The sequence below is a fragment of the Sinanaerobacter chloroacetimidivorans genome (genome assembly GCF_018128545.1).
Classification (GTDB): Bacteria; Bacillota; Clostridia; order Peptostreptococcales; family Anaerovoracaceae; genus Sinanaerobacter; species Sinanaerobacter chloroacetimidivorans.
Genome location: NZ_JAGSND010000004.1, coordinates 231164 through 247182, shown reverse-complemented (window position 1 = coordinate 247182; position 16019 = coordinate 231164). Strand labels below are relative to the sequence as shown.

Annotated in this window: 15 protein-coding genes; 8 read left to right on the top strand and 7 right to left on the bottom strand. The window is 45.0% G+C overall.

Annotated features, from left to right (window positions below):
- Positions 1-3 precede the first annotated feature (3 nt).
- From KCX82_RS08590 to KCX82_RS08555, 8 genes are all read left to right on the top strand, one after another.
- Positions 4-2688 (top strand): molybdopterin-dependent oxidoreductase, encoded by a 2685-nt coding sequence (locus KCX82_RS08590; protein WP_227018043.1) that lies wholly within the window; start codon positions 4-6, stop codon positions 2686-2688.
- Complete coding sequence (locus KCX82_RS08585) at positions 2685-3290, top strand: 4Fe-4S dicluster domain-containing protein (RefSeq protein ID WP_227018042.1); 606 nt, start codon at positions 2685-2687, stop codon at positions 3288-3290. Before KCX82_RS08590 ends, KCX82_RS08585 begins: the two co-directional genes overlap by 4 nt.
- A gap of 10 nt (positions 3291-3300) precedes the next feature.
- Complete coding sequence (locus tag KCX82_RS08580) at positions 3301-4350, top strand: hypothetical protein (protein ID WP_227018041.1); 1050 nt, start codon at positions 3301-3303, stop codon at positions 4348-4350.
- Complete coding sequence (locus KCX82_RS08575) at positions 4347-5039, top strand: TorD/DmsD family molecular chaperone (protein WP_227018040.1); 693 nt, start codon at positions 4347-4349, stop codon at positions 5037-5039. The genes KCX82_RS08580 and KCX82_RS08575 overlap by 4 nt, the downstream gene beginning before the upstream one ends.
- A 55-nt stretch (positions 5040-5094) precedes the next feature.
- Complete coding sequence (gene mobA, locus KCX82_RS08570; protein WP_227018039.1) at positions 5095-5721, top strand: molybdenum cofactor guanylyltransferase; 627 nt, start codon at positions 5095-5097, stop codon at positions 5719-5721.
- 38 nt (positions 5722-5759) lie between these two features.
- Positions 5760-6659: an SDR family oxidoreductase gene (locus KCX82_RS08565; RefSeq protein WP_227018038.1), complete on the top strand. Its 900-nt coding sequence runs from the start codon at positions 5760-5762 to the stop codon at positions 6657-6659.
- Positions 6660-6791: 132 nt separating this feature from the next.
- Positions 6792-6965, top strand: a complete 174-nt coding sequence (locus tag KCX82_RS08560; protein ID WP_227018037.1) for a DUF1540 domain-containing protein — start codon at positions 6792-6794, stop codon at positions 6963-6965.
- A gap of 185 nt (positions 6966-7150) precedes the next feature.
- Positions 7151-8680 (top strand): sensor domain-containing diguanylate cyclase, encoded by a 1530-nt coding sequence (locus KCX82_RS08555; RefSeq protein WP_227018036.1) that lies wholly within the window; start codon positions 7151-7153, stop codon positions 8678-8680.
- A 192-nt stretch (positions 8681-8872) separates the two neighbouring features.
- Here KCX82_RS08555 and KCX82_RS08550 read toward each other — a convergent pair whose 3' ends face one another.
- From KCX82_RS08550 to KCX82_RS08515, 7 genes are read right to left on the bottom strand one after another with little or no spacing between them, the layout of a single operon-like run.
- Positions 8873-10384, bottom strand: coding sequence for a nitronate monooxygenase (locus KCX82_RS08550; RefSeq protein ID WP_319633337.1), 1512 nt, complete (start codon positions 10382-10384; stop codon positions 8873-8875).
- A 17-nt stretch (positions 10385-10401) separates the two neighbouring features.
- On the bottom strand, positions 10402-10824 hold the full coding sequence (gene fabZ, locus KCX82_RS08540; RefSeq protein WP_227018105.1) for a 3-hydroxyacyl-ACP dehydratase FabZ: 423 nt from the start codon (positions 10822-10824) through the stop codon (positions 10402-10404).
- Positions 10824-12056 carry a beta-ketoacyl-ACP synthase II gene (gene fabF, locus KCX82_RS08535; protein WP_227018035.1) on the bottom strand — a complete coding sequence of 411 codons (1233 nt, stop codon included), beginning with the start codon at positions 12054-12056 and terminating at the stop codon, positions 10824-10826. The genes fabZ and fabF overlap by 1 nt, the downstream gene beginning before the upstream one ends.
- 34 nt (positions 12057-12090) lie before the next feature.
- Complete coding sequence (gene fabG, locus KCX82_RS08530; RefSeq protein ID WP_227018034.1) at positions 12091-12834, bottom strand: 3-oxoacyl-[acyl-carrier-protein] reductase; 744 nt, start codon at positions 12832-12834, stop codon at positions 12091-12093.
- A complete protein-coding gene (locus KCX82_RS08525) occupies positions 12831-13874 on the bottom strand; it encodes an ACP S-malonyltransferase (RefSeq protein ID WP_227018033.1) in 1044 nt (347 codons plus the stop codon). Before KCX82_RS08525 ends, fabG begins: the two co-directional genes overlap by 4 nt.
- The gene (gene fabK, locus KCX82_RS08520; RefSeq protein WP_227018032.1) at positions 13819-14784 is read right to left on the bottom strand and encodes an enoyl-[acyl-carrier-protein] reductase FabK; all 966 of its coding nucleotides are present in this window, start codon (positions 14782-14784) and stop codon (positions 13819-13821) included. The genes KCX82_RS08525 and fabK overlap by 56 nt, the downstream gene beginning before the upstream one ends.
- A 14-nt stretch (positions 14785-14798) precedes the next feature.
- Complete coding sequence (locus KCX82_RS08515) at positions 14799-15788, bottom strand: 3-oxoacyl-ACP synthase III family protein (protein ID WP_227018031.1); 990 nt, start codon at positions 15786-15788, stop codon at positions 14799-14801.
- Positions 15789-16019: the final 231 nt, after the last annotated feature.

Sequence of the window (16019 nt, the reverse complement as noted above, 5' to 3'; positions counted from 1 at the left end):
TCAATGAATACGGTCATTGAACGATATACGGATATGCTGCTCAATAAGGATTTCAGCGACAGCATGCTGTTATCTCCCTATGAATGGAAGGAGACGGATCCTTCACAAATCGGCGAGAAAAAGACCTTATACGGGTTGTGCAGACACTGTATGCAGGGAGACTGCGCCACCCTGGTACATATGGAGGACGGTGTGGTTGTAAAGGTAGAGGGCCGGGATGATGTCCCTCCCAACTACGGTTCCCTCTGTCCCAGGGGAAATTCGGCCATCATGAGCTTATACAACCCTTACCGAGTTAAGGTTCCCATGGTAAGAACCAACCCGCAAAAGGGCCTTGATGTTGATCCCAGATGGAAGGAAGTATCCTGGGATGAAGCGCTGAACATCGTAGCAAAAGAGTTGAAAAAGGTCAGGGATGAAGATCCAAGAGGCCTTGTCATCTGCGAAGGCTGGGGAGAAAGAGATACCATCCTGAGGATTCCCTTCCGGGTTGCCTATGGAACTCCCAATGAGATCGGCTCCCATGGGCCTCTCTGCACGGTGCATTACGCCACAGGACTGATTCATGGAAATTTTCCCGTTTCTATCGTGGATCTGGAATATTGTGAATATCACATTACCTTAGGCCGTTCTCTCGGTCCGAATTTTGCTACCACCGGAGGGACCAGAAAGCTGACGAAAGCCCTGGAACGAGGCATGAAGCTTATTTGCATCGACCCCAGATGCTCCTATGAAGCCTCCAAAGGTGAGTGGATACCCGTCCGGCCGGGCACCGATTATGCCTTTTTGCTGGCCATGGCCCACACGATGTTTTATGAAATCCAAACCTATGACAGGGAGTTTCTGATCAACCGGACCAATTCCTGCTATTTAATCGGTTCAGACGGTAATTATAAACGGGATGAAAAGTTAAACAAACCGTTAATCTGGGATTTCAATACCGGGTCAGCGGTTCCATTTGATACGGAAGGTGCTTCTCCTGCCCTGGAAGGGTCTTATCCTTACCATAATGAGATCCTTCATACCGCCTTTACATTAGTACGCGATGGCTTCATCACTTACACGCCGGAGTGGGCGGAAAGCATCTGCACCATACCGGCGGAAACCATTCGGCGCATTGCCCATGACTTTGTTTCCCACGCAAGAATTGGAAGCACCATCGAAGTGGACGGCTTTGTATTCCCTTTCCGTCCGGTATCCTTAAATACCGAACGAAATGTCACCAATCATAAAGGGGGAACCTATGGAGATCTCACCGGAAAAATCATCAACATGCTGGTTGGGAATATAGAGGTTCCCGGAGGTTGTCTGGGCTCCGGCTACCGAGGCGCTCTAGCCATAGAACCCGGAGATGACGGAACCATGAAGCCCGGCTATGAAGCAGTTCCGAAGGAATTCCATTACCCGCCGGATCATATCGGTCTGGAGGAGTTTTTCCCAAACTGCCACACCACGCCCCACCTGGCTGTGAATGCCATATTAGAGCCTGAAAAATACTATATCGATTACGAGGTAAAAGCCTGGTTCTCCGTAGGAGGAAATCCCATCCGTATGAATGCGGAGCCGGAAAAGTACGTAAAGGCTTTTCAGAAAATACCATTTTCAGTTTCCATTGCCTATCATATGGATGAACCGGCCATTATGGCTGATGTTCTACTGCCTGAGCACAGTTTTTTGGAGCGGCTCCGTGTGGCACCTTTTTATCCTCAGCACCAGTCCATCTCCAATGAAGTCTCGGGGCTGCAGATGATACAGATGAGGCAGCCGGTGCCTACCCTGTTCAATACGATGCACGTAGATGATATCTTTATGGAACTGGCTGAACGAATCGGTATTTTATACGGCGAAGACGGCCTTAATGACTGCATCAACCATGGAGAAGACTGGATTATTAAAGATCACGGCCTCAATTTAAAGGACCCATACAAGCTGGATCTGAACACCAGATATACTCTGACTGAATTATTTGACAGGCAGATTCGCAGTTGGAAATTCGGAGACGGAACAGGCTTCGAGGAGTTAAACAAAGCAGGATATAAAGCCTATTGGCAGCCTAAAAAGAATTTCTATCTCTATTATTATTATCCCGGGAATCAGACGAAGCACGAGTTCTATTTTCAGCATTTAAAAAATACCGGAGATACGTTGAAAAAGAACCTGCGTGCCAACGGTATTACCTTCCCCGGCGTGCAGGATGAGAACGAAATCTTTGATCTATATAAGCCGATCCCTTATTGGGTAAAAAATTCGGAAAGCAATGCTCCTTCCGAATACGATCTTTGGGCAATCAACTGGAAAACCCCCTACTTCTCCAGTGACGTAGGAAATGTAGTGGGGAACCCATGGCTGGCTGAGCTTTATAAAGCGGATCCTTTCGAAGCGGTGATCTGCATCAACACGGAAACGGCAAAGAAAAAAGCGCTGAAAGATGGCGACCCTGTTACCGTTTCTTCCAGATATGGTTCCATCGATGGAATTGTAAGAACTTCTGAGCTCTTCCATCCGGATACCCTGGGAATTTCCGGAGGTTACGGCGGAGGTAACAAGCACGGCAACCCGCTGAATCGAAAAGGGCCCAATTTCAATGCTTTGATATCTACGGAGATTCATACTCTGGATCCGGTAAGTGCCGGTCAGGAAATGGCACCCAAGGTGAAAATCGTTAAGAGAAAGGGAAAAAAGCAATGAGATACGGTATGCTGATAGACTTAAGGAAATGTGTAGGCTGCAATGCCTGTACCATTGCCTGCCGCGGGCAGAACGGGACACCTGCCGGAATCAATTTTAATAAAACGAAAAAGTACGAAACGGGCAAATATCCGTCTTCGAAGATGAAGTATCTTCCTATGCCCTGCATGCACTGTAAAAATCCGCCTTGCATGAAGGTTTGTCCGGCAGGGGCAACAGAAAAGCATGAAAACGGCATTGTAACGGCAGACTCCGATAAATGCATCGGGTGCAGAGCCTGTATCATCGCCTGCCCCTATGAGGCCCGTCAATTCATCTGGCAGGTAAATCAATATTATGAAAATCAAAACCCTACCCCTTTTGAAAATAAAAAATACAGGAAATTTGAAAAGGGTACGGTAGTAAAATGCATTTTCTGCATTGACCGGGTCGCAGAAGGTCTTCCTCCTGCCTGTGTACATACTTGCCTTTCCGGGGCAAGGGTATTCGGTGATTTGGAAGATCCGAACAGCGAGATTTCAAAGCTTATTTCCATGCATGGGGCCCTTCCATTTCGTGCGGAGCTGGGTACGGAGCCCTCTGTTTACTACATCAACGGATAGGAGGATGAATATGGAGATTTTTGACTGGATCCTATTTGGTGTTTCCCTGATCATTTTTTGTTTCAGTGGACTTACTGTTCTTTATCAGGTATTTTTCGGTCTCAATAAAACCGGACTGAACGATAAATATATATGGGGCTTGAATATCCAGGGCTTTTTTGCCCTCTCCTCTTTCGGTACGGGAATTCTGATCCTGCTTTCCGCAATGATTTTATTCCTGGGTGAGGATTATCCAAAAACCTTATTTCAATTTGCATCATCCATTGCCTTTGCCTGTCTCATCAGTTCACAGCTGCTAATGGGCGCCGATTTGGGAAAACCGCTGCGTGCTCTGCGAATCCTTATCGGCAAGAATTTTACATCCCCATTGACACTGGACTTTCTGACCCTTGGAGCACTGACAATTTTAAGTTTCCTTTTTACTTTCGGTTTATGGATGAATATCCCCCTGATTTTAAGGATATGGGCCTATGCGGTTTTATTGACAGGGCTTCTTTGCACAGTTTCCCACAGCCTGCTGTTTATTTCAAGAGTATCAGCCGGATATCACTCCCAGCCCTTCCTTTCAACGGTGATTATCGGCTGCGCCCTTTGGAGCGGCACTGCGATCCTGTTGCTTTGCTCCATTGGAAATCCGTACTACAGTCGGATTCTCAACCTGCTAATCCTTGCCACGGCGTTCATCTTTATCCTTTCCCTGGGGGGATTGCTCAGTGCGGTGCTTGGAGGAAAAAAGCCCCATAATTTGATTTCCGTAATGTTATCCGGTGTTATCCTCTTTGTGCTTTTATGCCGGGGTATCGTGCTGAAGGAACTGATAGCGGTGGATGCTGCCGTTGCCATTCTCGTACTGGTTTCGGTCTTTGTGGAGAAATACGAGTCGGTCATCCACTTCCAAAAAGATCCGGTGCTTCCGGCTCCCTACTGCAGATTCGAAAAACAGCCGCCGTACCACCCTTCTATACTGGAAATCGGCAATTTCATATGCGGGCTCAGCTTCATTATTGTTATCACCTATGGAATTGTGATTCTTAAAAATATAAAGGAGGTTTTATTTTGAAACTTGCAGTCCATGATATCGTCACCATAGCTCAGCGAAGGTCTCAAACCTATGATATGCTGATCGGAATCTTCATGACTTTGCCTGATGAAAGTTTTCTGAAGGTGCTCTTTTCCGATGAAACCTTTCACTTTTTCAGCCAGTACAGGCAAGTGAACCATCCTTCTCTTACCAAAGGAATCGACTTGATCTTTTCTTTTCTTGAAAAGAACAAAAACGCCGTATCCTTCGAAGGAAAGGACCGGCCGCATCAACTCATTGAGGCTTTGGCTGTTGACCGAACAAAACTGATTCGGGCCCCATACCAGGGCAGTCTCCGGGCTCCCTATGAAAATCAATACAGAAAGGGCCTGAAGTCCTCTAATTTACAGCTGAATCTAAAAAGAATTTACCAGGATTCGGGTTATATTCCGGTACATTCAGGGGATACAATGGACTTTTTCAGTATCCAGCTTGATTTTATCCGGGTATTGATTTTAAAGATGCTTGCTCAACCGGATTCTTTAAAGGAGTTGATCCATCTGCAGAACCAGTTCATGTCAGACCATATCATCAGTTGGATCAAGGAATACACGGAAGCCGCAGTCAGCCACGCAGAAACGGATTTTTACAAGGGCTGCCTTTATTTCCTGGAAGGCTTTCTGGATCTGGAATCCGGATATCTAAAGGAATTGGATCAGGATCGATGAAATAAGAACGAATTATGGTCGAGAAATCAGTATCTGAGGAAGAAATCAGGTGTAGATGATGAAAAGAATGGATACCGCCGTGGTTCTTGCCGGCGGAAACAGTAAAAGAATGAAATTTAATAAGCAGAGCATCACCATCGGCGGCCGCCTGATTGCTGTTTATATTGCAGATCAGCTCTCTCAGGAATTTGACCGTGTTTTGATAAACTCCAATACTCCGAGCCTTTATCAAGATTCACCTTATGAAGTGATTTCTGACAAAATCACCGGATGCGGGCCGCTGTCCGGCATTTTAGCCGGGCTTGCAGCCTCGGAAAGCGACTATACTTATTTTACAGGCTGCGATATGCCCTTTGTGAATCTTACCTATATCCGTTATCTGAAAAAACAACTGAATGCCGTATCCCATATGACGGGAGGTATTCTGACTACAACCCGAGGCCTGTTCGAACCCTTGAATGCATTCTACAGCAGGGAATTAACCGCTCCTATCATGGACCAGCTTAACCTGGGATACCGTCAGTTTTACAAGCTTTACGGCAGGGCAGAAATGCTTTATGTCCCTGAGGATGCAGTTCAGGAATTTGATCCAGATGGATTGATGTTCGTCAATCTCAATACGATGGCCGATTTCGAAAAATATCTGTTTTATGGGGATTATTACAGTATATCCGCGATCTAATTACATAACATAAAAGCGTATTACGAAAGGAGAAATTTATGGCTAAAAATAATCCTTACACACATCAATACGCTGAACCCAACCAGTATCCCCATTCATTTCCGCCTCAGCATCAGTCTGCTCAACCAGGCTTGGAATACCTTATGCAGCCAAGGCCTATTTTTGATGATCCGAATTATCGCGGTAGTGGAAAGCTAAGTAAAAAGGTGGCACTGATCACCGGCGGTGACAGCGGTATCGGCAGAGCAGTAGCTTTCGCTTTTGCAAAGGAAGGTGCAGACATTGCCATTTCGTACCTGAATGAACAGCAGGACGCGGAAGAAACGAAGGCTTTCATCGAATCCCATGGACGAAAATGCCTTTTGATAGCCGGAGATTTACGGGATCAAACTATTTGTAAAAAAGTAGTTGAGGATACAATTACTACCTTTGGTCAGCTGGATGTACTTGTCAATAATGCTGCCGTCCAATATCCACAGTATTCTCTTGAGGATATCTCATCAGAGCAGTTAGAAGATACCTTTCGAGTGAATATTTTCTCTTTTTTTCATGTTACAAAAGCAGCATTAACCTATCTGAAATCCGGAAGTACCATCATCAATACTGCTTCTGTGACAGCCTTTAAGGGAAATGAACAGTTACTAGACTATTCTGCAACAAAGGGAGCCATCGTCAGCTTCACACGCTCTTTGGCACTTTCTCTTTCTGGTAAGGGAATACGGGTCAACGGCGTAGCTCCGGGTCCTGTATGGACACCTCTCATTCCAGCTTCTTTTACCGCGGATAAAGTTGCCTCCTTTGGCTCGGATACCCCTCTGAAACGAGCCGGCCAACCTGTGGAGCTGGGCCCTGCCTATGTATTTCTGGCCTCTGATGATTCAGCATATGCCACCGGACAAATCATACACATCAACGGCGGAGATTTCATAACAGCTTAATGATCCAATCAATTATGAGAATCATTTTTTTATTTCACAATATTTTAATAAACAAATTATGAAATTCTACAGAGCGGGCAAACTAGCAACGAGGTTAATTCATAGTGAAATTTCATAAGGAGGTAGTGAAAAATGGATAAAAAAATGCCGGTAAAATGCAGTGTAACCAACTGTCAATATAATGACAACAAAATGTGCGTAGCCGACAGCATAGAAGTGAACGCAATGGGTGACGGAAGGGCCAGAACCAGTGACGGAACCTGTTGCACCACATTTGTCAGCAGCAAAAGTAATTCTGCATTTTAAATCGATGAACTGATAACAAATAAAGCGTAGCTCTGCTTGAGGTACGCTTTATTATTACAGTAATGCAACCCGTTAAATTTTTACCTGATTTTTCCCAAAACTGATTTTGAAATATTTACAAGAGGGTATTTAAAGCATAAATGATTCTGCTGTTTCTGATTCTCGATCTAAGATAAGGAGTCGTTATGTATTTAGATATTGCAACACTTTGTTTTTTGCTTTCTTTCACCAGCACCCTTGTGGCGATAGGGTTGTTTCTGCAGTCGACCATCAGTAAAAACCTGCCCTCTGTTATATTTTGGGCCTTTGGCTATACCGGTATCGCCGCAGGTTCCTTATTCCTTCTGATCAGACACTTCTTCTTCAGTAATTGGATCGTGATTTTTATCAGTGATGCGCTGATTCTGCTGGGCATCCTGCTGATCAGCCAGGGCGTCTCCATCTTCTTTGAGAAGAAAGATAAACAAAGAATGCTGATCCTAATTTTTACCGTCAGCAATCTGGCGCTGCTGTATTTTTCCGTTGTGAACGACAGCACCAGCAGCAGATCTGCTGTCTTTTCTCTGGCGGCAGCAGCCATCTCCTTCATTACGGTATTTGATCTTTGGAATCATAATATCAAAACCATAAAAATTTCATCACGAATTTTGAGCATATTATTTTTTCTTTATGCTGTTTTCTTGGTTATCAGGTCGGTAGCTTCCCTGTCTTATCCTAACGAAGGATTTTTTTTACCGTCGATTTTTCAGACAAGCCTGTTCCTGCTTTCCATAACCTGCAGCATATTATGGGCTTTTGCCCTGGTAATCATGATCAATCAAAAAATCCACAGAGAAAAAGAGCAGGTTCAGGAGCATTTCTTTGTCATCTTTGACACAGGCCCTGATATTGCTATGATTTCGCACTTTGAGAGCGGCAAAATTATAGATGTAAATAAAAATTTTTCCTTAGTGACAGGATACCAAAAGAAGGAGGTTCTCGGCAAAACTACTACGGAAATCAGGTTTTGGCAAAGCAAAGAGGAACGGGACAAATTCCTCAACGAAATTGACCTGGCGGGTTATTGCGATAACTTTGAAATGATCGTTTGCAAGAAGAATGGTGACACCTTTACCGGTTTAATTTCCTCCAAAAGAATTGAACTTCAGGGCGAACCGCACCTGATCAGTTTAATCAGAGATATTTCGGACCGAAAAAAGCTGGAAGATGAATTAAAGCAGCAAGCACATTACGATATGCTTACCGAAATTTACAACCGGGGTTATTTTATTAAAATGGCAGAGCAGGAGTTACGGTGCATGAACAATCATTCAAAGGGAATGGCCTATTTCATGCTGGATATGGATCACTTTAAGGTGATTAACGATACCTTCGGACATTCCTTGGGAGATGTGGCTTTAAAGGTGGTTGCAAAGACATGTAAAGACACCCTCCGTGATACGGATCTGCTGGGAAGAATCGGCGGCGAGGAATTTGCCGCATTCATTCCGGTGTCAGGGGAAGAAGAAGCATTAGAGGTCGCGGAACGGCTTCGTCATAATGTTGAAAAAATACGGTTGTTTCACCACGACGGCACTCCGGTACACCTGAATATCAGCATAGGGGTTACCCTGCACCGACCTGGAAAAGATTCTCTTGAAGAGCTCATGACTCGGTCTGACCGGGCTCTATACCGAGCCAAAGAAAAGGGAAGAAACTGCGTAGTACTCTTTTAATTCAGCCATCTCTTCCAAAAAGAGCTGTTCATCGGTTCTTCATATTTTACATAAAAGAAATAATATTGCTGTCAAATAGAAACAGAATCCATATACCGACGGTCTCATCCGTTCGGAACAGGATTCTGTTCGTTATTTTGTATATTATTTAGGGATTCCTTTTATTTTTGTGGGTTGTTCAGTAATCCCCATTTATGATGTGAGCTCCCGGAAAATATCTTCAACCTTTTCGATCTTTTCCGCTCTGTAGGCATTGCTGCCGGAAAATACCAGGCCGTTTTCAACATCGCCTTTGGCTGCCCGTATCAAAGCATCGGTAATGCAGTAAGGCGCTACGTCAGCCTTGCACGGAATCAGGCATCCGTTGCAGCGTTCCGGGGGAATTCTACCTTGTTCCACCTTTTTCGTGAAAGGTGTTGCAATGGCTCTTCCCGGCATACCCACCGGACTCTTGATCACTACCATATCTTCTTTCTTTGCCTTCAGATAAGCTTCCTTAAATTTTGGGTGAACATCGCACTCTTCTGTCGTAACGAATCTGGTTCCCAGCTGGACCCCATCAGCACCATAGGAAAGCGCTTTCTGAACGTCCTCTTTTGTATAGATTCCGCCTCCGACGATGAGCGGACAATTGGGGAGATCCTGAAGTTCCGCCTTAATCTCCATGATGGACTGATAAAATTTTTCCTGAGCATCCTCCAGCTGCTCTTCTTTAAACCCTAAGTGACCGCCGGCCATAGGTCCTTCGAAGATAACAGCATCGGGAACACGGTTATATTTCTTCGCCCAGCTTTTGAGAATCAGTGCCGTTGCTCTTGCAGAGGATACGATAGGCACCAGTTTTACCTTGCTGCCTTTGCAGATACCCGGCAGAGAGGTAGGAAGACCGGCACCGGATATGATCATCTGAGCGCCTGCCTCAATAGCAGTTTCAACAGTCTCCTCGTAATGTCTTGCAGCGCACATAACATTGACGGCGATGATACCCTTTCTGGGAACATCTTTTATTTCATTTATTGCTTCTTTTATATATTTTTTTAAAGCTCTTAAGTTTGCTTCTTTCGTATTTGTGGCAAAATCCGGCTCCAGGTACCCTGACTGGGCTGTGGAGATCACGCCGACACCGCCGCATTTGGCAACTGCTGCCGCAAGCCTGGACAAGGAAACCCCAATTCCCATTCCGCCCTGGAAAATAGGTACAGGAATTTCTAACTGCCCCAGCATAAGAGGTACAAGTTTCAAGGGTTCATCACTCCTTATCGGTTTTAATCTTTGGGTTTTAAAAAATTCATTAATATTATCCAGCGATTGTACTAATAGCTTTAATTCTTCTTCATTCAAAGCTGCTATGGCATCGCCCACCATCGCATTATGGAAGTCTTCATGTTCCTGTACCGCTTCGATTCCTTCCTGCGTCAATTCTATTTTCACAATTCGGCGATCCTCCGGTACACGAAATCGATTTACATATTTCTTATCGACAAGCTTATTGATTGCTACTGTCAACGTACTTACACTGATTTTCAAGCTTGCCGCCACTTGGGTCATGGTTTTGGCCTTTCCTGCTCCGATTGCAGCCAAGGTATGCACCTCTGTAATAGAAAGATTATGTCGGGAAGATTCTTTGATTGCATCTTCTTCCATCTTCAACACACTGTTAAACAGGCTCACCAGTATTTCATTCAATTTTTTAGTTAATTCCATGCCCGTTCACCTTTCCTTTACCCAATTGCAAACATAATTTCACATTGGCAGGCTACTTTATCACCCAGATAAGCAACGGCCTTTCCGTATCCAGCCTTGCTTCTCAATCGGTCCAGGGTTACTTCCAGGCGCAGGCAATCTCCGGGGTGTACCTTCTGACGGAATTTTGCATCTTTGATTCCGCCAAAATAAGCGATCTTGCCGCGATGCTCTTCCATGGATAAAATGGCAACGGCTCCAGCCTGAGCCAAGGCTTCCACGATCAGGACCCCCGGCATAACCTTTTCCTGAGGAAAATGCCCTTGAAAATAGTATTCATCAGCGCTTACGTATTTTATCGCAACAACCCGCTTCCCTTCCTCCATTTCGGCAATTTCATCAATGAGAAGAAAAGGATCCCGATGGGGTATGATCTCTTTAATCTGTTCTTTATTTAATATCACTTTTCATACCTCTTAAACAGCAGACAACCATTGTGTCCTCCAAAGCCCAATGAATTGGACATGGTATACCGTAACTCTTTCTTTCTGGCCACACCGGGTACATAGTCCAGATCCAGCTCTTCATCCGGTACTTCCAGATTTATGGTAGGAGGAATCACTCCATCCAGCATGGCATTGATGCAGACGATTGCTTCCACGCTCCCCGCTGCTCCCAGCAAATGGCCTGTCATGCTCTTGGTTGAGCTCACCGGAATATCGTAGGCAGCTTCTCCAAAAACTTTTTTAATTGCTTTTGTTTCAAAAAGGTCATTGTATGGAGTACCTGTTCCATGTGCATTAATATAGGATACTTCTTTTGGTTCTATTCCGCCGTCCTCAATGGCTTGCTCCATGGCTTCGGAAGCGCCTCTCCCTTCCGGATGCGGCATGGTGATATGATGAGAATCACACGTAGTTCCATAGCCAACAACTTCTGCATAGATATGCGCGCCTCTCGCAACTGCATGCTCGTATTCTTCTACAATAACAATTCCTGCACCCTCTCCCATAACAAAGCCATCTCGTTCTTTATCAAAAGGAGTGGAGCATCTGTTAGGATCTTGTCTGGTGGACAACGCAGTCATATTGGCAAAGCCTGAAAAACATACCGGAGCAAAAGGGGCCTCGGAAGCACCGGCAATAACCGCATCGGTATAACCATGCTTCACGGATCGATAGGCTTCTCCAATGGCGTTGGTTCCTGTCGCACATGCCGTTACAATTCCAAGACAGCTTCCATATGCCTTGCAAACAATGGCGATATTACCTGCCAGAATGTTTCCGATAACCGAGGTCACCAGGAAAGGGGAAACCCTTGTAATTCCTTTATCGATAGCTTTCTGTACTTCGTTTTCCAGGGTCATAATGCCCCCGATTCCGGATCCCACCAAAACGCTGAGCCTGCCCGGATCAATATTTTCACCGCTTACAAGACCACTGTCAGCCATTGCTTCTAATGCTGCAGTGACCCCGTACTGATTGTACAAGTCTGTTCTTCGAGCGTCTTTCTTATCATAAAACTCAAAATTTCTGACTTCCGCTCCATTTTTCGCTTTCTGTAAGGTAGGATCAAAATGAGTAATGGTATCAATGCCATTCTTTCCTGCTTTAATTCCTTCCCAGAATTCCTTTACATTATTACCAAGAGGGGTGACAGCACCCATGCCGGTAATGACAACTCTTCTTTCCATATTCTTCTGCTCTCCTTATATCATTCAACCGAGTCTATATTGTCATGCCGCCGTCAACACCGATCACCTGACCTGTGATGTAGCTGGCATTTTCAGAAGCTAAAAAGGTCACTGTTTTGGCTACGTCCTCAGCCTTACCCATTCTGCCAAGACTGATCATCTCCATCATTTTTCCCTTTTGCTCTTCTGTTAAAACGTCTGTCATTTCTGTTTCTATATAACCCGGAGCTACTGCATTCACCGTAATTCCTCTTCTGCCTAGCTCTTTGGCCGCCGAAAGAGTCATGCCGATAATCCCTGCCTTGGAAGCACTGTAATTCACCTGGCCAGGATTGCCCCGCAATCCTACGATGGAAGAAATATTAATGATTCTTCCGCTCTTTTGCTTGATCATCAGCGGAGCAAAAGCTCTCAGAAAATAAAAGCTGCCGTTGAGATTGGCCTGAACAACCTGATCGAAATCTGACGGGGTCATTCTCATCATCAGCTTATCCTTTGTAATCCCCGCATTGTTAACTAAAATATCTACCTTACCAAAGAGCTCTGCCGCCTTCTTTGCTGCTTCTTCGCCATGCTGAGCATCGGCAACATCACCTTTCAGCAATTCTACCCGGGTACCATATTTTTTTAATTCTTCAACGGTTTTGTTTGCTGCATCATCATTGCTTCTATAGCACAAAAGAACATTGGCGCCTTCTTTGCAGAATTCTTCCGCTATGGCTTTCCCGATTCCTCTTACGCCTCCCGTGATGACCGCACTCTTCCCTTGCAATATCATATTCCTTCACCTTCTTTTCTTTCCTGGCTGCTGATTTCCGCTCCAGTCTTTGCCGAGATTAAGCCTCTTAGCTCATTTATAGTTTTCATTAAAGAATCATAATCATCCACATTCATAGTGATAAGTTCGGAATCTATTTTCTTAACCAATCCGGACAGCGTATTTCCCGGCCCGATTTCTATGAACAGGTTCACACCATCGGCCTTCATATTTTCGATAATTTCCTGCCAATATACCGGGCTCATAGCCTGTTTGGCCATGATATCGGCCAGCCATTCTCCAGCATCTCCGTGGGATCCTTCCATGATGTCCTTACCCGAAATATTGGAGTAAATTTTAGATGCAGGAGCCGCAAGTGATACAGATTGCAGCAATCCCTTCAGCTTTTCCGCCATTGGCATCATCATCGGGCTGTGAAAAGCAGTGCTTACACTTAACGACACCGCTTTGATATGTCCCATTTCTTTCGCCTTACTTTTAAATCTTTCCAGTGCATCCTTGTCCCCTGCAACAACGGTCTGTGCAGGGGAGTTAAAGTTTACGCCTTCCAATATTCCGTCTTCTCTGGATTGTTCCACACAGTCAAGAATTCTATGTCTATCGCCGAAGGCTGCAATCATTCCGCCTTTGCTCTCTCCGCTTTCATCTTTACCCGCTTCACTCATCCATTGGCCTCTTTGCCTAACAATTTGCAGACCTGTTTGAAAATCTTGAATGACGCCTCCTGCTGTAAGCGCCGCATATTCTCCCAGGCTGAACCCTGCCATTCCCTGCATGGTTATGGAATTGAGCATATCTTCGTCAAGATTGGTCATTTCTCCTAGAAACGCCTCGTATGCGGCCATGGTAACAGTATAAATACATGGCTGGGTAACGTTTGTCTGCCTGAGTATTTCTTTAGAACCCTCAAAGCACCATTCTTTAATCTCTTCACCAGCCTGATCAAATATCGTTCTGGCTTCCGTTGTATTTTCATACAAGCTTTTACCCATTCCTGAGTATTGTGCCCCTTGCCCTGCAAATAGTAGTCCTATCTTCATATATCTCTAATGCCTCCTGAAACATTTCTTCTATGATTTCTTTTGCACTCTGTTCTTTATGAACCAAACCTGCAATTTGTCCTGACATTACGGAACCATTGACGACATCTCCGTCCTTTACTGCAGCCCGCAATCTGCCGGTTCCAAGCTTTTCGATCTCTGCAGGATCCGTATTGACCTTTTCCAGGGAAAGGATCTCTCTTGCCAGTTTATTTTTCAGTACTCTTACAGGATGTCCGGTGCTTCTTCCTGTAGCTACCGTATCTGTATCCTTTGCTTTCAGAACCATGTCTTTGTATGGCTGCGATACGGTACATTCCTCTGCAACAAGGAATCGGGTTCCTACCTGTATGCCTTTTGCTCCTAACATATAGGCTGCTGCAATTCCCCTGCCGTCTGCGATTCCTCCTGCTGCAATTACCGGTATGGATACCGCATCTGCAATTTGAGGAACCAGCGCCATGGTGGTTATTTCACCGATATGACCTCCGGCCTCCTGTCCTTCTGCAATGACGGCGTCGGCTCCGGCACGTTGCACCCGAATAGCCAGAGCAACAGATGCAACCACGGGAATCACTTTAATCCCGCAGCTTTTCAGTCTGTTCATGTACTTTCCAGGATTCCCTGCCCCTGTGGTAACCACAGGGACACCCTCTTCGCAGACCACATCCATAATATCATCCACAAAAGGGCTAAGGAGCATTATGTTTACACCAAAGGGCTTCGTCGTAAGCTCTTTGGTTTTTCTGATTTCATTTCTAACCCACTCCCCTTCAGCTCCTCCGCAGGCTATAATTCCAAGTCCGCCTGCGTTGCTTACTGCTGCTGCCAGAGAGCTGTCTGCAATCCATGCCATACCACCTTGTATAATGGGATACTTTATTCCAAGAAGTTCACTGATATCTACCATTTTTATAATCTCCTCTAAGCTTCAAAAAGTATAGCTCCGGCACTAAGTCCGCCGCCGAATCCCACCATCATGATTTTATCTCCCGGCTTGACCTTTCCAGTGGCCATCAAGTCAGATAATGCCATGGGGATACTTGCAGCAGATACGTTGCCTGTACTGTAAATATTGACTTGAAATTTTTCAATAGGCTGCTTAAATCTCTGTACGATAGAATTAATAATTCTCATATTTGCCTGATGAGGAACATAATATTTTACCTCATCGGGGCTGACTCCGGTTATCTCCAGCACTTTATCCATCACTTCGCCCACTGCGTTAACCGCAAAGCGGTAGACCTGGGTTCCATTCATTTTCAGGAAATTATCCTGAGGCCCTTCTTCCGTGAACGGTGTTTTGATATATTCAATTCCGCAAGTTAACGAGTTCGTAACATCGTCATAATTTTTTACGTAGCTGCCCAGGATTCCTGGTTTGCTCTCGGATAATTCCAGTACCGCGCTTCCGGCGCCGTCTCCGAATAAAATGCAGGTACCTCTGTCATTCCAGTTTACGATTCGGCTCAACCTTTCAACGCCAATTACCAATGCGCGATTAATCTGATTTCCGCTGTTTCCGCCGGGAACTGCTCCATTTTTCATCAGGGATTCTGCAACCCATAGTCCATATATAAAACCGCTGCATGCAGTATTGATATCGAAAGCAACAGCGTTTTCCAGCCCCAGTTCCTTTTTCACCAGAGCACCCATAGATGGTACCAGCATATCCGGTGTAACCGTGGCAACAACCACCAGCCCGATAGATGACCGGTCCAAATCACCCAATGCCTGTTCTGATGCGGCAACGGCTAAATCCACACCGGTTTCCTTTGTGGCAATATGCCTTGCTTCGATTCCGGTTCTGTCTATAATCCATTGATTATCTGTATCTACCAGCTCTGTGAGCTTTTGATTTTCTACTTTTAAATTCGGTAATGCTTTACCGGTTCCAATGATTCCAACCCCCAAAGTATTCCTCCTTATTATCTTTATATTATTACTTTGATTATCAAACTATTTGATAGTATTATATTTTTTATTTTTTGCTGTGTCAAGGTTTATTGTCAGCAACATGTGCCGCTTCATCGGCGGATTCGACAGGATCAGCAGCAGCTGAATATCATGCCTCCTCTGAAAGTTTTACCTTGTTAGAGCCCGTTTATGTATTCAAAAACCAAGTTCATGCCAAAGAAAAAACAC